The organism is Buttiauxella agrestis ATCC 33320 (genome assembly GCF_000735355.1).
GTDB classification, from domain to species: Bacteria; Pseudomonadota; Gammaproteobacteria; order Enterobacterales; family Enterobacteriaceae; genus Buttiauxella; species Buttiauxella agrestis.
Window position 1 is genome coordinate 38,978 of record NZ_JMPI01000013.1, and the last position, 17,209, is coordinate 56,186.

The window sequence follows — 17,209 nt, forward strand, 5'->3', positions numbered from 1 at the left end:
TAAAACGCCCCAGCCGGGGCGTTTTTTACATCTGCGGTTCTGTTGGCGGTGCGACATCCGGAGCCTGAACGCTACGGCTTTCCAGTTCGCTCAAACGCTGTTCCAGTAATGCCAGTTTTTCGCGAGTGCGCAGTAGCACTTGCGTCTGCACATCAAATTCTTCACGGCTAACCAGGTCCAGACGCGTTAACTGTGACTGTAAAACCTGGCGAACTTTCTTCTCGACATCATCCCCGAATTCACGAATCCCTTTCGGCATTGACTCGTGGACCTGGCGAGCTATCTGTTCAATTTTTTTCGGGTCAATCATAGCGGCTTCCATAATCTTACGGGATTGTCTTACGGTATTAGCATTAATTGTAATGCCTGCGAGCCTCCTTAGAAACCCGAAATGTTCTAAGGTTTGGCGTTGCCAGAGAAAATCATCGGCGTTATAGTAAGTCTGCTTATTCTCAGGGCGGGGTGTAACTCCCCACCGGCGGTAAATCAGCGAACGCTGAAAGCCCGCGAGCGCTCCAGAGCAATCTGGAGGTCAGCAGATCCGGTGTAATTCCGGAGCCGACGGTTATAGTCCGGATGGGAGAGAGTAACGACTAAGCTCAAGCTTTTAAGCCTGCTCACGTTATTTTTATAGCTCCTAAGACTGCCCTGATTCTGGTAACCATAATTTTAATGAGGTTTTTTTACCATGAATCAGACGCTCCTTTCTGCATTTGGCACCCCTACACAGCGCGTAGAACACGCTCTTGAAGCACTACGTGAAGGCCGCGGGGTTATGGTTCTTGACGATGAAGATCGCGAGAACGAAGGTGACATGATTTTCCCTGCGGAAACCATGACCGTTGAGCAAATGGCTCTGACCATTCGCCACGGTAGCGGTATTGTTTGCCTGTGCCTGACTGAAGAACGCCGTAAACAACTCGAATTGCCAATGATGGTTGAGAACAACACCAGTGCCTATGGCACCGGGTTTACTGTGACTATCGAAGCTGCAACCGGTGTGACTACCGGTGTTTCTGCCGCAGACCGTATTACCACTGTTCGTGCCGCCATTGCTGATGGCGCAAAACCAAGCGACCTGAACCGCCCGGGACACGTATTCCCGCTGCGTGCTCAGCCTGGTGGCGTGTTAACTCGCGGTGGCCACACTGAAGCGACTATCGATTTAGTGACGCTTGCTGGCTTCAAACCTGCCGGTGTGCTGTGCGAACTGACCAACGACGACGGCACTATGGCGCGTGCACCTGAGTGCATCACCTTTGCCCGTGAGCACAACATGGCTGTGGTGACGATTGAAGACCTGGTGGAATACCGTCAGGCTCATGAACGCAAAGCCAGCTAACATTTATCTAAGAAAGTTAAGCTAAAAAGCAAAAAGCCCGGTTTCTACACCGGGCTTTTTTTCAACCAATCCCATTGGTTTGCAATAACGTCAGGCTAAACCCCATCACTGCCATACCGCAAAGCACGCCATAACTCGGGTTGTTGTGCGGGTCTATTTCTTTGGCAAGCGGCATCAGTTCATCCACCGACAGCGCAACCATAATACCTGCCACGGCGGCCATAATGGCAGCCATAAGAACCGGCGAAACCATCGGGCCTAAAATCAACCAGGCCAGCACACCACCCAGGATTTCGGCAAGTCCTGAAATCCCCGCCCAAAAAATAGCTTTTCGTTTCGAGCCGGTAGCCGCGTAAACCGGGCCTGCAACGGCTAAACCTTCAGGAATGTTATGCAACGCTACGGCAAGTGCTATCCCCATTCCTAATTCCAGATTGCTGCTGGCCGTCACGAAAGTTGCAACGCCTTCCGGGAAGTTATGCAAACTAATGCCGAGTGTCAGCAACAGCGCCGTGCGACGCAAATTGCGAGGCTGCGGTTTGCTGTCCATTAAATCTTGCGGATGTGCATGGGGCAGGGCACGGTCAAGGGCGAAATAGCCCAACAGGCCCACCATGAACATACCGTAGCCCAACACAGGCGACATTCCTTCGGTGTGAAGCGCGGCAGGCAGCATCTCCATCAGCGAGATAAGCAGCATTATGCCGGCTGCAAAACCGAGGGAAAATGCCAGCACACGGTTTGATGGCTTCTGGCCAAGCACGCCAAGAAAAGCGCCTATGAAAGTGGCTCCCCCGGCTAATAGGGTCAGGATCAAGGGTACTGACATTTATCACTCCTTTTGATAATGATTCTCATTCATATTAATGGGCGACGTGATAAAAATCGAGAGCCAGTTGAGAAGCTTTACACATCGCTTACATTCAAATTTCCTGAAGATCTTCATCATGCTTATCTGAGTTCTTCATAACGCAAAAACGCGTACTGTAGTTTTCATAAACTGAATGACCTGATTAAAGGACACCACCATGACAACTCAACGAATGCCTGCGCTGTTCCTCGGACATGGTAGCCCAATGAACGTGCTGGAAGATAACCAATATACCCAGGCATGGCGCCATTTGGGAGAGACCTTACCGCGCCCGAAAGCAATTGTGGTGGTATCTGCGCACTGGTTCACTAAAGGCACGGGTGTTACGGCAATGGAAACGCCAAAAACCATCCATGATTTCGGTGGTTTCCCGCAGGCTCTCTACGATACTCATTATCCGGCACCCGGTTCGCCTGAGCTTGCCCAGCAGTTAGTCGACTTACTGGCTCCTGTTCCGGTCATGCAGGATAAAGAAGCCTGGGGATTTGACCATGGCTCCTGGGGCGTGCTGATAAAAATGTACCCGAATGCTGATATTCCCATGGTGCAGCTCAGTATCGACAGCACGAAACCAGCCGCATGGCATTTTGAAATAGGCCGCAAGCTGGCGACGCTGCGCGATCAGGGCATTATGCTGATTGCCAGTGGCAACGTGGTTCATAACCTGCGCACTGCACGCTGGCACGGTGAAAATACGCCGTATCCCTGGGCTGAGTCGTTTAACCAGTACGTGAAAGATAATCTCACATGGCTTGGGCCAGTCGCTGAACACCCGTTGGTGAACTATCTCCAGCATGAAGGCGGCTCGTTATCAAACCCAACAGCCGATCACTACTTGCCGTTGTTGTATGTCCTGGGGGCGTGGGATGGCAAAGAGCCGATTACGCTGCCGACAGACGGTATTGAGATGGGATCGTTAAGTATGCTTTCAGTTCAGATAGGGTAGTTAAAGGCGCGAATTTCGCGCCTTTAACTTATTACTCTACAAACACATGCGGATAGAAACGTGATAGATCCTGAGTGATTAATTCTCGATCTTCACGAATGCCGATCCCCGCCGGTTGATCGTTGATGAGCCAGCTTCCGATCAGCACATAACTATCGCCGAATTTAGGCAACTGATAGAACTGCTGGACGATCATGCCTTCTTCGCCGTATGGGCCATCGACACGGGCAATTTCTTCGCCGTTTTCGATGATCTTCACATTTGCACCTTCGCGAGAGAAGATAGGCTTCACGACATACTTATCCATCTGCGGATAGTTATCTTCGGCGAAATAAGCAGGCAGCAAGTTGGGATGGTCCGGGAACATTTCCCACAGCATTGGCAGTAATGCTTTGTTGGAGATAATGCTCTTCCAGGCAGGTTCCAGCCAGCGAACACCAGCATCTTCGAGTTTGGTGGAGAACATCTCACGCAGCATGAATTCCCACGGATAGAGCTTGAACAGGTTACTGATAACCTGATCCTGCAAATCCGTGAACTGGCCTTTCTCGCCTAAACCGATGTCTTCCATGTAGACGAATTCGCTCGCCACTTCTGCTTCGGCTGCGCAGTCTTGCAAATACTGGACGGTGCCGCGATCTTCTACGGTGTCCTGGCAGCAGGCAAAATGCACCAGATTAAAGCCGTGCTGTTGTTTTAACTCAGCAAAACGCTCGATCAGCTTTTCTTGCAGGCTGTTGAACTGATCGCTTCCCGCCGGGAGATTCCCAGCCTGAACCTGATCTTCAAGCCAGATCCACTGGAAGAATGCCGCTTCATACAAAGAGGTTGGCGTATCGGCGTTATTTTCCAGAAGTTTAGGTTCGCCCACGCCATCCCACGCGATATCAAGACGCGAGTAAAGTGATGGCTGCTGGGTACGCCATGACTGGCGCACAAACTCCCAGGTGTGTTTAGGGATGCGGAATTTAGCCAGCAGCTCATCACTACTCACGACTTTTTCGACAACCTTCAGACACATTTGATGCAGTTCAGCAGTTACTTCTTCCAGGCGTTCAACCTGTGGAAGCGTCAGCTGGTAATAAGCGTCTTCACACCAGTACGGCTCGCCATACATGGTGTGGAAGTTGAAACCGTATTCTGTGGCTTTCTCGCGCCAGTCCGGGCGCTCAGTAATCGCAATTCTTTCCATAATTTCTTAGCCACCCATGGAGCGAGAAGAACCTGTTGCGCTGCTGCTGCGTTGCATCGTCGATTGTTTCGCTACGGAGTCACCAAAACCGCCACGAGTCACTGTGCTGGTGGTCGCAGGTTTTGGTGCCATCGCTGTTTTAGGGACGGTCGCGGTGCGGCCTGGCGTTGCTGCACCATAGCTCTTGCCGCTGGCATCAGCATATTTGCCGTAAGCCGGACTTGCCGGGTTTTTGGAGGTGAACAGAGGTTGCTGTGCAAAGCCTGCACCGCCGCCCATCAGGCGACCCATCATGTAACCTGCCATTAACGGCATCCAGAAACTGCCGCTTTGCTGCGGCTGTGCCTGAGCTTGCTCACCCGCCATGCTCGCTTGAGCTGGAGCCTGCTGACATTGGCCTTCGCCAAACTCAGCGATACATTCTTCGCGCGATGCATATTTAGGAGCAGTACGTTCTGCTTCTTTCACTGCGTTATTAAACGCGGTTGTACATTCGGCACTTTTGCCTGGATTGGCTTGTGAGCAGTCATCCGCATTTTGATACATGGAGACTGTTTCGTCATTTTGTTCGCAACCGGCAAGCATAAACACTGCGGTAACTGCCAGTGCGACCGGCGTCAAATGGCGTGCGTTCCAGCTTTTGCGGAACGATGCGTGATTTATGATTTTTGTCCGTTTCATTATTCTGTCCTGAGCCCAGTGGTTATGGTGCTTAGAATAGGGGATGAATGGTTGAAATTAAAGCGATGACGGCCGTTTGGAGGGAGATCTTTACTTTGCCTTACGTTCGAGTGCGTAAGTTGTGATGGGGGCATGTTGTCATGCCCCCGAGAACTATGATCAGTTAGCGAATGGGTTAGCTGATTTTTTGCTTGTTGCTGAAGCTGGAGTCGCTTTTGCAGGCGTCGCAGTCTCAGTGGTCGCTGCTGTGTCAGCAGTATAACCATCAGCGCGCGCATTCTGGTCTGGTGTTTCTGGAGCAACACTTTCAGCTGTTGTTGGCACTGGTTTACCCAGCGTTCCGTTCAACGCAACAAGGTCCTGTTCGTTAAGCGTACCCAATGCGGCCTTAATGTTCAGCTGGTTGATCAGGTAGTTATAACGAGCGCTGGAGAGCTGCTGTTTTGCGTTATACAGCGTAGTGGTCGCATCCAACACATCAACGATGGTACGTGTACCCACGGAATAGCCTGCTTCAGAGGCATCTAAAGAACTTTGTGCAGAGACAACCGCTTGTTTGTAAGCGTTGATAGTACTGATAGACGCGTTCACGTTGTTAAACGAAGAACGAACCGTTTGCACCACGCTACGGTGTGCGCTTTCCAGTTGCTCACTCGCACCAACAAAGTTGTATTGCGCTTGTTTCACCTGGGAAGTCACCGAACCGCCGCTATACAGTGGCAGCGAGAAGTTCAGGCCGATTTTATTCTGGCCAATGTTGCTGTCGTTATATGCCTGGCTGCTAGTGGTGGTTTTAGAACCACTATAAGTGGTATCAGATACGCCTGTAGAAGCGGTTAAACCCACGGTTGGCATATGGCCGGTTTCTGCGTAGCGGATTTGCTCGCGAGCTAAGTCTTGAGACAGACGAGCTTGCAGCAAGGCCAGGTTACGCTTTTCTGCTTCTTTCAGCAGATTATTCACCGCATCAGGCTTATTGGTTTTGAAGCCATCAACATTGAGCGAAGCCAGAGACGGATAGTAGTTACCCGTCACCTGGCGCAGCGTTTCTACTGAGTTATCCAGGTTGTTACGCGCAGTCACTTCGTCTGCTAATACGCTATCGTATTGCGCACGGGCGTTCTGCACGTCGGTAATAGCAACCAGGCCAACGTTAAAGCGTTGAGTCGTTTGGTCTAACTGGCGGTAAATAGCCTGCTTCTGCGCTTCAGTGAAGGACAGTGCATCAATGGCGCTCAGCACATTAAAATAGGCCGTCGCAGTATTCAGAATCAGCGTTTGTTGATCGGTCTGATAAGTGACGTCTTGAATACCGGCAGATTTTTCTTGTAGGGTCAGCGCACGCCATTTCGACATATCAAAAATGGTTTGCGTCAACTGCAAAGAGCCACTGGTTTGGCTGGAGTCGATGCCATTCGAATCATTGAAACCATTGGTGTATTCATAATCGGCACCAAGGCCGAGCTGCGGCAGTAATGGGCTGCGTGCTTCGTTAATTTTTTCGAATGCGGCATCACGGTCAGCAGCGGATTTACGTAGGTCCGGGTTGCTTACACGTGCCTGCTGATAAACCTGCATCAGGTTTTCTGCCTGGCTCATGGCACTGAAACCCGTTAGGCTCAGACCGATAAGAATTGGGAGCAGTTTCTTCATTTGCATTCCTTGTTGTGAAGCAGAATATTGTTTGTTAGCGCTGACAAGAGCCGAAAATGATCGCCGATTCTAGCAGAGTCTGCCAGCTGGGCTGCTTGGCGTAATGTGCCATCTGCCCTTAATTTTCATCAATCTACCACATAGCAAATGAAACGGCAGTCAAACTGGCTTGAAATTACGCACTCGTGACCATAAAAAATCAGGAAATTACTATGACTGAGCAAAACCCTCAACTTGTCACGTTAGGGAAAAACGATGTTGAAATTATTGCACGGGAAACGCTTTATAGCGGTTTTTTTTCGTTGGATCTTTATCGATTCCGCCATCGCTTGTTTAATGGCGAAATGAGTGGTGAAGTCCGACGTGAAATTTTAGAACGCGGTCATGCCGCAGTGCTGCTACCCTATGACCCTGTGCGAGACGAAGTTGTATTGATACAACAGATTCGGATTGCAGCGTATGACACCAGCGAAAGCCCATGGTTACTGGAGCTGGTGGCCGGAATGATTGAAGAAGGTGAAAGCGTCGAAGACGTTGCGCGCCGTGAGGCCGTAGAAGAAGCCGGGCTGTCTGTTGGTCGTACAAAACCGGTTATTAACTACCTGGCAAGCCCGGGCGGCACCAGCGAACGTTTATCTATTCTCGTTGGGGAAGTCGATTCGACAACCGCTACGGGCATACATGGTCTGGCAGATGAAAACGAAGATATTCGGGTTCATGTCGTGAGCCGGGAACAGGCTTATCAGTTAGTAGAAGAAGGGAAAATCGACAACGCGGCTTCAGTCATCGCACTGCTTTGGCTGCAATTGCATCATAAGAAATTAAGAGAAGAGTGGAAGAAATAAACATGAAGCGCTACACACCTGACTTCCCTGAAATGATGCGCCTGTGCGAAACCAATTTTGCGCAACTTCGACGCCTGCTTCCTCGTCTTGACGAGGTGGGAGAAAAGGTCACTTATCAGGTCAGTAGCGCCCAGTATCGGCTCACCATTCTTGAGTCGACTCGTTACACAACGCTTGTGCAAATTGAACAAACCGTCCCGGCGATAAGCTACTGGAGCCTGCCGTCAATGTCCGTCAGGCTTTATCATGACGCTATGGTCGCGGAAGTGTGTTCAAGTCAGCAGATCTTTCGTTTCAAAGCACGTTATGATTATCCTAATAAAAAGTTGCATCAACGCGACGAAAAGCATCAAATTAACCAGTTTCTGGCCGATTGGCTGCGGTATTGTTTAGCGCATGGAGCGATGGCGGTTCCGGTTTGTTAGTGAGGGTGAAACCTAAGGACACCATTTGGAAAGCCTGTTAAATCTTCCTGTGGCCGGTGGGGGCCAGATCAGGATCTTGCAAATTACAGATACCCACCTGTTCTCTGGAAAGGACGAAACGCTGCTTGGTATCAATACCTGGATGAGCTATCAGGCGGTAATTGACGCCATCCTCGCCGAGCAGCGTCATTATGATCTTATTGTTGCCACTGGGGATTTAGCCCAGGATCACAGCGCGGAAGCCTACCAACATTTTGTTGAAGGCATTGCGGAGATTCCTGCGCCCTGTGTTTGGTTGCCGGGCAATCATGATTTCCAACCCGCGATGTTCAGCTCGTTGCTGGAAGCGGGAATTTCACCTGCGAAACAGGTTTTCCTCGGGGATAACTGGCAGATTCTGATGCTCGACAGCCAGGTCTTTGGGGTTCCGCATGGTGAACTGAGCGATTATCAGCTCGACTGGCTGGAGCGTAAGCTCGCCGGATCGCCTGAGCGGCATACCCTCTTACTTTTGCATCACCACCCGGTTCCGGCAGGCTGTAGCTGGCTGGATCAACACAGCCTGCGTAACGCCGCAGAGTTGGATAACGTGCTGCAGAAATTCCCGAAAGTGAAAACGTTGGTGTGTGGTCACATTCACCAGGAGTTAGATCTCGACTGGAATGGCCGCCGGATGCTGGCAACGCCGTCTACATGCGTCCAGTTTAAGCCGCATTGCGCGAACTTCACCCTCGACACCATTGAGCCAGGTTGGCGCTGGCTTGAACTTCATCCAAACGGTGAGGTGACTACTGAGGTTTGCCGCCTGAAAGGAGCGGTATTTAACCCTGATACCGCTTCAGAAGGGTATTGATGTCTACGCTACTTTATCTCCACGGCTTCAACAGTTCGCCGCGTTCAGCCAAAGCCACCAGCTTTAAAGCGTGGCTTGCGCACCATCACCCGCATATCAACATGGTGATACCGGAACTCCCGCCGTATCCTGCCGATGCAGCAGAACTGCTGGAGTCGTTAGTGCTGGAACACGGCGGTGAGCCGCTGGGCGTTGTCGGTTCCTCTTTGGGGGGCTATTACGCCACCTGGCTGTCGCAATGTTTCATGCTGCCAGCGGTTGTGGTCAACCCGGCAGTACGGCCTTTTGAATTGCTGGTCGATTATCTCGGCACCAACGAGAACCCCTACACCGGGCAGCAATATGTGCTAGAGTCACGCCATATTTACGATCTTAAAGTCATGCAAGTGGACCCGTTAGAAGCGCCAGATCTCATCTGGTTATTGCAACAAACGGGTGACGAAGTGCTTGATTATCGCCAGGCGGTGGCATACTACACCCCCTGTCGCCAGACGGTAGAATCCGGTGGCAATCACGCCTTTGTAGGCTTCGAAGATTATTTCACACAGATAGTCGACTTCCTTGGCCTGCACTGAGGCCTGATGTCGGATTCTTGTTTCGCAATCTGAACGAATAAACCATGACGCAATCCAGTTATAACGCCGATGCCATTGAGGTACTCACCGGGCTTGAGCCTGTTCGCCGCCGTCCCGGGATGTACACCGACACCACCCGTCCAAACCATTTGGGCCAGGAAGTCATTGATAACAGCGTGGATGAAGCGCTGGCAGGCCATGCGAAGCGTGTTGATGTTATTCTCCATGCCGATCAGTCATTAGAAGTCATTGATGACGGGCGCGGTATGCCGGTTGATATCCACCCGGAAGAGGGCGTTCCGGCGGTCGAGCTTATTCTTTGTCGCCTGCATGCGGGCGGTAAATTCTCCAACAAAAACTATCAGTTCTCTGGCGGCTTGCACGGCGTCGGCATCTCTGTGGTTAACGCCTTGTCCAAACGTGTTGAAGTCACCGTGCGCCGCGACGCGCAGGTTTACAGCATCGCGTTTGAAAACGGCGACAAAGTACAAGAACTGGCGGTCATCGGCACTTGCGGTAAACGCAACACCGGTACTAGTGTTCACTTCTGGCCAGACGCTTCGTTCTTCGACAGCCCACGTTTCTCAGTTTCCCGTTTAAGCCATCTGCTCAAAGCCAAAGCGGTGCTTTGCCCGGGTGTGGAAATCACCTTTACCGACAAAGTGAACAACACCGAGCAACGCTGGTGTTATCAGGATGGTCTGCAAGACTATCTGTGCGAAGCGGTAAACGGCCTGCCTACGCTTCCGGAAAAGCCATTTGTCGGCAACTTTGCTGGTGACGTTGAGCAAGTAGACTGGGCGCTGTTATGGCTGCCAGAAGGTGGCGAGCTGTTGACGGAAAGCTACGTCAACCTGATCCCCACCATGCAGGGCGGCACACACGTCAATGGTTTGCGCCAGGGCCTGCTTGATGCGATGCGCGAGTTTTGCGAATACCGCAATATTTTGCCGCGTGGCGTCAAACTCTCAGCGGAAGATATCTGGGAACGCTGTGCCTACGTGCTCTCCGTGAAAATGCAGGATCCGCAGTTTGCCGGGCAAACCAAAGAGCGTCTGTCATCGCGCCAGTGTGCTGCGTTCGTTTCTGGCGTTGTCAAAGATGCCTTCAGCCTGTGGCTGAACCAGAATATCCAGATTGCGGAACAACTCGCAGAACTGGCGATTTCCAGCGCCCAGCGCCGCATGCGTGCCGCCAAAAAAGTGGTGCGTAAAAAACTGACCAGCGGCCCGGCACTGCCTGGCAAACTGGCCGATTGCTCGGCGCAAGATTTGAGCCGTACTGAACTGTTCCTCGTGGAAGGGGATTCCGCAGGCGGTTCCGCGAAACAGGCCCGCGACCGTGAATATCAGGCGATCATGCCGCTCAAAGGTAAGATCCTGAATACGTGGGAAGTTTCTTCCGACGAAGTTCTGGCCTCGCAAGAAGTACACGATATTTCTGTGGCGATCGGTATCGATCCTGACAGCGAAGATCTGAGCCAATTGCGCTACGGCAAAGTCTGTATCCTTGCGGATGCGGACTCCGATGGTTTGCACATCGCCACTCTGTTGTGTGCCCTGTTCGTGCGCCACTTCCGATCGCTGGTTCGCGGTGGACACGTTTATGTTGCGATGCCGCCTTTGTACCGTATCGATCTGGGCAAAGAAGTTTATTACGCTCTGGACGAAGAAGAAAAAGCGGGCGTGCTCGAGCAACTTAAACGTAAAAAAGGGAAGCCAAACGTGCAGCGCTTTAAAGGGCTGGGCGAAATGAACCCGCTGCAATTACGTGAAACCACGCTCGATCCAAACACTCGTCGCCTGGTGCAGCTCACCATTGATGATGAAGACAACGACAAAACCATGGCCATCATGGATATGCTGTTGGCGAAAAAGCGTTCCGAAGATCGTCGCAATTGGCTGCAAGATAAAGGCGATATGGCGGATATTGAAGTTTAATCATCGCTCTCGGAAATCAGGATCAACGGCTGCAAAGCGTTGATCCTTTTTTTTGCCTGAAGTTCTTTCTCCCCCGCGTTATGACTCCCTTCACATTTTTCCTGATTGTCGCTTGAAATAGTAATACTCCATCCGTTATTCTTTTTTGGAGTTAAACTTCATTTTGATGTGAAAGGCGGAGCAGAATGTCACTACTAGCAAAATTAGATAACAGCGTGCGTGAATGTGGCGGACTTATTGTCTCTTGCCAGCCAGTTCCAGGCAGTCCGATGGACCGCCCTGAAATTGTGGCTGCAATGGCGCAGGCTGCGGTGAATGCAGGTGCCGTCGCCGTTCGCATTGAAGGCATCGAAAATCTCAATGCGGTGCGCCCGCTGATTGCTGTTCCCATCATCGGCATTATCAAACGCGACCTGGAGGACTCTGCTGTACGTATCACGCCTTTCTTGCAGGATGTGGATGCTCTAGCGAAAGCGGGGGCGGATATTATTGCGTTTGATGCCACTTTCCGCCCGCGCCCGGTGGCTATCGACGAACTCATTGCGCGTATTCACCACCACGGTTTACTCGCGATGGCAGATAGCTCAACGGTTGAAGAGGGGCTGAATTGCCAGCATCAAGGCGTTGAAATCATTGGTACTACCATGTCTGGCTACACCAGCGCGGTGACGCCACACGAACCCGATTTGGTGATGGTGTCTGAACTGAGCAACGCAGGCTGCCGCGTGATTGCAGAAGGACGCTACAACTCCCCCGAACTGGCCGCCCAGGCTATTGACCACGGTGCATGGGCTGTGACCGTCGGTTCTGCCATCACGCGTATTGAACATATTTGCCATTGGTTCAGTGATGCCGTTAAGCGCTAAACCGGAGAAAACAATGAACACACTTGCCATTGATATCGGCGGCACCAAACTGGCTGCGGCAATCATTAATTCAGCTCTGGAAATATCGCAGCACATGGAAATCCCAACGCCTGCGAACGCGGAACCACAAGCGCTGGAGCAGGCATTAGCGCAATTAGTTGAGGCTTATCAAGGGAAAGCGCAGCGTGTGGCGGTGGCATCAACCGGTATCATTGATAAGGGCATTCTCACTGCGCTGAACCCAGATAACCTTGGCGGGCTGAACCATTTCCCATTGCAGGCCATTGTAGAAAAATATACCGGCCTGCCGTGCGTTGTGCTCAACGATGCCCAAGCCGCCGCGTGGGCTGAATATTGTCATTTGTCGGCACAATTCAAACACGTCACGTTTATCACCGTTTCTACAGGAGTCGGTGGCGGCATCGTCATCAATGGCGAGTTATTAATCGGTCCACATGCCTTTGCAGGTCATATCGGCCACATTCAGGCCGATCCGAATGGCCCACGTTGTGGATGCGGGCGCGTGGGTTGTGTTGAAGCTATTGCTTCCGGGCGTGCCATCGCGGCGGGAGCCACTCAAGAACTCGAGGGTAAAAATGCCCGCGAAATTTTTGCTCAGGCTCTATCGGGCAACTTACAGGCACAACAGCGAGTCGCGCGCTCGGCGCAGGCCATCTGCCAGTTAATCGCCAATATTAAAGCGCTACTCGACACCGAATGTATCGTGCTCGGCGGAAGTGTGGGTCTGGCGAAGGGTTATCGCCAGCAGGTTGAACATCAGCTCGCACAACTTCCGCAGGCATTTCAGGTTCCCGTTTACTCCGCGCATTATCAACACGATGCAGGGTTAATGGGGGCCGCACTCTGGTCAGAACATCTCGTCATCTGAAGATTTATAAATTAATAAATTCAGATAGATACCTCATCCCTACAATAACCATAAGCAGGAAAGTGCCATCATGACTCACTCTTTCGGCATCTTTAACTACCTTGTTCTTTTCGGCTATTTACTGGCTATGATGCTAGTCGGTGTTTACTTCTCAAAGCGCCAGAAAACGGCAGATGATTATTTCCGTGGCGGTGGCCGCATCCCCGGCTGGGCTGCGGGTGTCAGCGTGTTTGCCACTACACTAAGTTCGATTACGTTTATGTCGATCCCAGCCAAAGCTTTTACGTCGGACTGGACGTTTATCCTCGGCCAATATCTGGCGATAGCGATTTTGCCTCTGGTGTTTTACTTCTACATTCCCTTCTTCCGTAAGTTAAAAGTCACTTCCGCTTACGAATATCTGGAAGCCCGCTTTGATGTGCGCAGCCGCTTGTTTGCCAGCGTCTCATTTATGCTGTTTCACATTGGCCGCATCGCCATTATTACCTTCTTAACCGTGCTGGCCCTGCGCCCGTTTATCGGCATTGATCCGGTCGTTCTGGTGCTCTTGATTAGCGTGATGTGCATTATTTATACCTGGATGGGCGGTATCGAAGGCGTTATCTGGACGGATGTGATTCAGGGGCTATTGCTCTCAGGCAGTGCCGTTCTCATTTTCGTGGTGATTTGCTTCAAAGTGCAGGGCGGCGTCGGTGAAATCTTCACGGTCACTCAGCATGCCGATAAATTCTTCCCCGCCTCACAGTTCCGCTGGAGCTGGACTGAAAGCACAGTGCCTGTGCTGATGATTGGTTTCCTGTTTGCCAATATTCAGCAATTTACCGCCAGTCAGGATGTGGTTCAGCGTTATATCGTTACCGACTCCATTGAAGAAACCAAAAAGACGCTGCTCACCAACGCCAAACTGGTCGCTGTTGTTCCTATATTCTTCTTCGCGATTGGTTCGGCACTGTTTGTTTACTACCAGCAAAATCCAACGTTGTTACCGGCGGGCTTTAACATTGGCGGCATCTTACCGCTGTTCGTCGTGACAGAAATGCCACCGGGTATTGCTGGTCTGATTATCGCTGCGATTTTTGCCGCCGCGCAGTCCAGCATTTCGAGCAGCCTGAACAGTATCTCCAGTTGCTTTAACTCTGATATTTACCAGCGACTGAGCCGTCAGAAAAGAACGCCGGAAAACAGCATGCGCATGGCCAAGCTGGTCATCCTGATTGCGGGAATACTCAGCAGCGCTGCGACTGTCTGGCTGGTGATGGCGGATGAATCAGAAATCTGGGATGCGTTTAACAGCCTGATTGGCCTGATGGGCGGCCCAATGACAGGCCTGTTTATGCTGGGTATTTTCTGCAAGCGTGCCAATGCCGGTAGTGCGGCACTCGGTATTGTGGTGAGTATTGTGGCGGTGTTAGCCGCGCGCTATGCCACTGACCTGAACTTCTTCTTCTACGGTGTGATTGGCTCGCTGAGTGTAGTTATCAGCGGCGTTATTTTCGCGCCATTATTTGCTTCAGCGCCGCCACTGACGCTTGATGAATCACGTGAGTAAAAGGTGAAACCATGATTTTAGGGAAAGTGACAGAACTCAGCGCGCAGAGCGGGATTGCTCCTCAACTGCTGGCCATCATCAAACAGGCGCTGGCACTGCGTCCGGAAACGCTCAGTGCCGGGCGTCATGAGATAGACGGCGACGATATTTTTATGAATGTCATGACATTTGAGACAGCCGAACCGGAGAGTAAGCGTTACGAGCAGCATCGCGAATATCTTGATATTCAGGTGTTACTCAACGGCCAGGAACGGGTTGATTTTGGCCCGCTCGGCGCAGCAATCTCGCCCGATATTTACCATGAAGACGATGATTACCTGCTGTGTGATGCGGTTTCGCCGCGTCAGACATTGCACTTGCAGCCGGGAATGTTCGCCATATTTCTGCCGGGCGAGCCACACAAGCCGGGTTGTATCAGCGAAACGGCACAAGCGATAAGCAAAGTCGTGATTAAGGTGAGCTACCGTTGCTTAGGGAGCGAAAGTTTTACGTCATAATAAAATGAGTTAACAAACCTGTTTTTCTTTGACGGCGCGATGCGGCATACCCCCTATGCTGACATCGCGCTTTTTTTACCGCCACAGACTTGCTACGCTTTGACCCATTCGATATTGCAGGCTTTTTGCCACCTTTCGCCCTACAGAGCAGGAAATTTATGGAGCCTCAAGCGCTACGCCTTAAACCTGGAAAAATCCTCGACACATTAGGGGCGATGCAAAATAGCCTGACGCGCGTTTCCCAGCGTATCGCGCAGTTCATTCTGACTTCTCCGCAGCAGGTCACTCAGCTTTCTATCGCCGAGCTTTCGCGTGAAACGCAGGCGGGCGAGGCCACCGTCATCCGCTTTTGCCGCACCCTGGGTTATAAGGGGTTCCAGGATTTTAAAATGGACCTGGCCATTGAACTTGCCACGACGGAACCGGACAACAACAGCCCGTTGCTGGATGGCGAAATCAGTGAGTCTGATGATGCGCATACCATCGGTTTAAAACTGCAAAGCACGATAAACAATGTGTTATCTGAAACCCTTAACCTGCTGGATATGAACCAGGTTATTCAGGTCGTTAACGCGCTACGTACCAGCAACTCGGTATATATCTTCGGCGTCGGTTCTTCGGGGATCACCGCAGAAGACATGAAACATAAGCTGATGCGCATTGGATTACGGGTCGATGCCGTCACTAATAACCACTTCATGTATATGCAGGCCACATTATTAAAAGCCGGTGATGTCGCGATTGCGATAAGCCACACCGGGACTTCTCCAGAAACTGTCCACGCGCTCAAACTCGCCAGAGAGGCGGGAGCCACCACGGTCGCGCTGACCCATAATCTTGGCTCTCCATTAATTGATGTCGCAGACTTTAGTCTGATTAACGGCAACCGCCAGGGAATGCTGCAAGGTGACTCGATTGGCACCAAAACGGCGCAGCTCTTTGTGCTCGATTTACTCTATACCTTGTTGGTTCAGGCCGCCCCGGAGCAGGCTCGCGAAAGCAAATTGCGCACTATGGACGCACTGAATATCGCAAAATAATGCCGTATTAGCGGCATTGATCACAGTTCAACGTATTTAGCCTTTCCCGGCCGTGGTGATGGTTGCATCACTCCATTTGTCGCCTTAATATAGAGTTAAACTTCATTATCAAAAATCATTAGAAGTAAAACTCCAGAGAGGCTTGCATGGAAAAGTTAACGGGCTTAATCGCCGCGCCACATACCCCATTTACCGCTGATGGAAGTGTCAATTATCCGGTTATTGACCAGATTGCCGCACATCTGATTCAGCAGGGGGTGAAAGGGGCTTATGTCTGCGGGACCACCGGCGAAGGCATCCATTGCTCGGTTGAGGAACGTAAAAAAATTGCCGAACGTTGGGTGAGTGCCAGCGACGGCAAACTGAGTATCACCCTGCACACTGGCGCACTGAGTATCGCCGATTCCCTCGAACTGAGCCGCCACGCTGAAACTCTGGATATCTTTGCCACTTCGGTGATTGGCCCATGCTTCTTCAAACCCGGCAACATTGACGACCTGGTGGAATACTGTCGCATCAACGCCGCTGCCGCACCGTCTAAAGGCTTTTACTATTATCATTCCGGTATGTCGGGTGTGAATCTCGATATGGAGCAATTCTTGCTCGTGGCCGCAGACCGCATTCCCAACCTGACCGGAATGAAATTCAACTCCAGCGACATGTACGAATATCAGCGCTGCGTACGCGTGAACAACGGTCAGTTTGATATCCCATTTGGTGTCGATGAGTTTTTACCCGCGGGCCTGGCGTGTGGAGCCGTGGGCGCGGTGGGCAGCACCTACAACTACGCAGCGCCGTTATATCACCGCCTGATCGATAGCTTTAATCGCGGCGATCAACAAGACGTGGCGGCGTGCATGGATAAAGTCATCGCCATCATTCGTGTGCTGGTTCAGTACGGTGGCGTGGCTGCGGGTAAAGTGGCGATGAAACTTCATGGTATTGATGTTGGCGATCCGCGTCGTCCGCTTCGCCCGATGACTGAGCAACAAAAACAAGACGCATTGCAGGCATTCCGCAAAGCTGACTTCCTGATGTAATGGAT

18 protein-coding genes and 1 riboswitch are annotated in these 17,209 nt (G+C 51.5%); of the genes, 13 read left to right on the forward strand and 5 right to left on the reverse strand.

The window, feature by feature from the left end; all coding sequences use genetic code 11:
• Positions 1-25 precede the first annotated feature (25 nt).
• Positions 26-310, reverse strand: coding sequence for a ubiquinone biosynthesis accessory factor UbiK (gene ubiK / locus GBAG_RS02510; RefSeq protein WP_034493223.1), 285 nt, complete (start codon positions 308-310; stop codon positions 26-28).
• A gap of 134 nt (positions 311-444) precedes the next feature.
• Positions 445-592: riboswitch (FMN riboswitch) on the forward strand.
• A 96-nt stretch (positions 593-688) separates the two neighbouring features.
• Between ubiK and ribB the strand changes: the two genes are divergently transcribed.
• The gene (ribB, locus tag GBAG_RS02515; protein WP_034493224.1) at positions 689-1,342 is read left to right on the forward strand and encodes a 3,4-dihydroxy-2-butanone-4-phosphate synthase; all 654 of its coding nucleotides are present in this window, start codon (positions 689-691) and stop codon (positions 1,340-1,342) included.
• Between the two features lie 61 nt (positions 1,343-1,403).
• Here the strand turns inward: ribB and zupT are convergent, their stop codons facing one another.
• Positions 1,404-2,171: a zinc transporter ZupT gene (zupT, locus tag GBAG_RS02520; protein WP_034493227.1), complete on the reverse strand. Its 768-nt coding sequence runs from the start codon at positions 2,169-2,171 to the stop codon at positions 1,404-1,406.
• Positions 2,172-2,370: 199 nt separating this feature from the next.
• Between zupT and ygiD the strand changes: the two genes are divergently transcribed.
• Positions 2,371-3,159: a 4,5-DOPA-extradiol-dioxygenase gene (gene ygiD / locus GBAG_RS02525; protein ID WP_034493229.1), complete on the forward strand. Its 789-nt coding sequence runs from the start codon at positions 2,371-2,373 to the stop codon at positions 3,157-3,159.
• Positions 3,160-3,190: 31 nt separating this feature from the next.
• On the opposite strand, the gene GBAG_RS02530 is transcribed toward ygiD, so the two are convergent.
• The 3 genes from GBAG_RS02530 to tolC form a co-directional block, all read right to left on the reverse strand.
• Positions 3,191-4,351, reverse strand: coding sequence for a glutathionylspermidine synthase family protein (locus GBAG_RS02530; protein ID WP_034493231.1), 1,161 nt, complete (start codon positions 4,349-4,351; stop codon positions 3,191-3,193).
• 6 nt (positions 4,352-4,357) lie between these two features.
• Positions 4,358-5,032, reverse strand: coding sequence for a DUF1190 family protein (locus GBAG_RS02535; protein WP_034493233.1), 675 nt, complete (start codon positions 5,030-5,032; stop codon positions 4,358-4,360).
• A 159-nt stretch (positions 5,033-5,191) separates the two neighbouring features.
• Positions 5,192-6,691, reverse strand: coding sequence for an outer membrane channel protein TolC (tolC, locus tag GBAG_RS02540; protein WP_072011132.1), 1,500 nt, complete (start codon positions 6,689-6,691; stop codon positions 5,192-5,194).
• Between the two features lie 206 nt (positions 6,692-6,897).
• Between tolC and nudF the strand changes: the two genes are divergently transcribed.
• From nudF to GBAG_RS02595, 11 genes are all read left to right on the forward strand, one after another.
• Positions 6,898-7,530 carry an ADP-ribose diphosphatase gene (gene nudF, locus GBAG_RS02545; RefSeq protein WP_034493236.1) on the forward strand — a complete coding sequence of 211 codons (633 nt, stop codon included), beginning with the start codon at positions 6,898-6,900 and terminating at the stop codon, positions 7,528-7,530.
• A 2-nt stretch (positions 7,531-7,532) separates the two neighbouring features.
• A complete protein-coding gene (locus GBAG_RS02550) occupies positions 7,533-7,955 on the forward strand; it encodes a DUF1249 family protein (protein ID WP_034493238.1) in 423 nt (140 codons plus the stop codon).
• A gap of 25 nt (positions 7,956-7,980) precedes the next feature.
• Entirely contained in the window at positions 7,981-8,808 is an 828-nt protein-coding gene (gene cpdA, locus GBAG_RS02555; RefSeq protein WP_034493240.1) for a 3',5'-cyclic-AMP phosphodiesterase, read from the forward strand.
• Positions 8,808-9,383: an esterase YqiA gene (gene yqiA / locus GBAG_RS02560; RefSeq protein WP_034493243.1), complete on the forward strand. Its 576-nt coding sequence runs from the start codon at positions 8,808-8,810 to the stop codon at positions 9,381-9,383. The genes cpdA and yqiA overlap by 1 nt, the downstream gene beginning before the upstream one ends.
• Before the next feature lie 44 nt (positions 9,384-9,427).
• Complete coding sequence (gene parE, locus GBAG_RS02565; RefSeq protein ID WP_034493246.1) at positions 9,428-11,323, forward strand: DNA topoisomerase IV subunit B; 1,896 nt, start codon at positions 9,428-9,430, stop codon at positions 11,321-11,323.
• A 185-nt stretch (positions 11,324-11,508) separates the two neighbouring features.
• The gene (locus GBAG_RS02570) at positions 11,509-12,189 is read left to right on the forward strand and encodes an N-acetylmannosamine-6-phosphate 2-epimerase (protein ID WP_034493248.1); all 681 of its coding nucleotides are present in this window, start codon (positions 11,509-11,511) and stop codon (positions 12,187-12,189) included.
• A 13-nt stretch (positions 12,190-12,202) separates the two neighbouring features.
• Positions 12,203-13,078: an N-acetylmannosamine kinase gene (nanK, locus tag GBAG_RS02575; RefSeq protein WP_034493249.1), complete on the forward strand. Its 876-nt coding sequence runs from the start codon at positions 12,203-12,205 to the stop codon at positions 13,076-13,078.
• Positions 13,079-13,145: 67 nt separating this feature from the next.
• Positions 13,146-14,627, forward strand: coding sequence for a sodium:solute symporter family protein (locus tag GBAG_RS02580; protein ID WP_034493253.1), 1,482 nt, complete (start codon positions 13,146-13,148; stop codon positions 14,625-14,627).
• An 11-nt stretch (positions 14,628-14,638) separates the two neighbouring features.
• Positions 14,639-15,124 carry an N-acetylneuraminate anomerase gene (nanQ, locus tag GBAG_RS02585; protein WP_034493256.1) on the forward strand — a complete coding sequence of 162 codons (486 nt, stop codon included), beginning with the start codon at positions 14,639-14,641 and terminating at the stop codon, positions 15,122-15,124.
• Positions 15,125-15,282: 158 nt separating this feature from the next.
• A complete protein-coding gene (locus GBAG_RS02590; protein ID WP_034493258.1) occupies positions 15,283-16,164 on the forward strand; it encodes a MurR/RpiR family transcriptional regulator in 882 nt (293 codons plus the stop codon).
• Positions 16,165-16,310: 146 nt separating this feature from the next.
• The gene (locus GBAG_RS02595; RefSeq protein WP_034493260.1) at positions 16,311-17,204 is read left to right on the forward strand and encodes a dihydrodipicolinate synthase family protein; all 894 of its coding nucleotides are present in this window, start codon (positions 16,311-16,313) and stop codon (positions 17,202-17,204) included.
• Positions 17,205-17,209: the final 5 nt, after the last annotated feature.

Excerpts from the sequence above, each read along its gene's own strand:
- ubiK (WP_034493223.1), bottom strand. The coding sequence starts at position 310 with ATGATTGACCCGAAAAAAATTGAACAGATAGCTCGCCAGGTCCACGAG.
- ribB (WP_034493224.1), top strand. The coding sequence starts at position 689 with ATGAATCAGACGCTCCTTTCTGCATTTGGCACCCCTACACAGCGCGTA.
- zupT (WP_034493227.1), bottom strand. The coding sequence starts at position 2,171 with ATGTCAGTACCCTTGATCCTGACCCTATTAGCCGGGGGAGCCACTTTC.
- ygiD (WP_034493229.1), top strand. The coding sequence starts at position 2,371 with ATGACAACTCAACGAATGCCTGCGCTGTTCCTCGGACATGGTAGCCCA.
- GBAG_RS02530 (WP_034493231.1), bottom strand. The coding sequence starts at position 4,351 with ATGGAAAGAATTGCGATTACTGAGCGCCCGGACTGGCGCGAGAAAGCC.
- GBAG_RS02535 (WP_034493233.1), bottom strand. The coding sequence starts at position 5,032 with ATGAAACGGACAAAAATCATAAATCACGCATCGTTCCGCAAAAGCTGG.
- tolC (WP_072011132.1), bottom strand. The coding sequence starts at position 6,691 with ATGCAAATGAAGAAACTGCTCCCAATTCTTATCGGTCTGAGCCTAACG.
- nudF (WP_034493236.1), top strand. The coding sequence starts at position 6,898 with ATGACTGAGCAAAACCCTCAACTTGTCACGTTAGGGAAAAACGATGTT.
- GBAG_RS02550 (WP_034493238.1), top strand. The coding sequence starts at position 7,533 with ATGAAGCGCTACACACCTGACTTCCCTGAAATGATGCGCCTGTGCGAA.
- yqiA (WP_034493243.1), top strand. The coding sequence starts at position 8,808 with ATGTCTACGCTACTTTATCTCCACGGCTTCAACAGTTCGCCGCGTTCA.
- parE (WP_034493246.1), top strand. The coding sequence starts at position 9,428 with ATGACGCAATCCAGTTATAACGCCGATGCCATTGAGGTACTCACCGGG.
- GBAG_RS02570 (WP_034493248.1), top strand. The coding sequence starts at position 11,509 with ATGTCACTACTAGCAAAATTAGATAACAGCGTGCGTGAATGTGGCGGA.
- nanK (WP_034493249.1), top strand. The coding sequence starts at position 12,203 with ATGAACACACTTGCCATTGATATCGGCGGCACCAAACTGGCTGCGGCA.
- nanQ (WP_034493256.1), top strand. The coding sequence starts at position 14,639 with ATGATTTTAGGGAAAGTGACAGAACTCAGCGCGCAGAGCGGGATTGCT.
- GBAG_RS02590 (WP_034493258.1), top strand. The coding sequence starts at position 15,283 with ATGGAGCCTCAAGCGCTACGCCTTAAACCTGGAAAAATCCTCGACACA.
- GBAG_RS02595 (WP_034493260.1), top strand. The coding sequence starts at position 16,311 with ATGGAAAAGTTAACGGGCTTAATCGCCGCGCCACATACCCCATTTACC.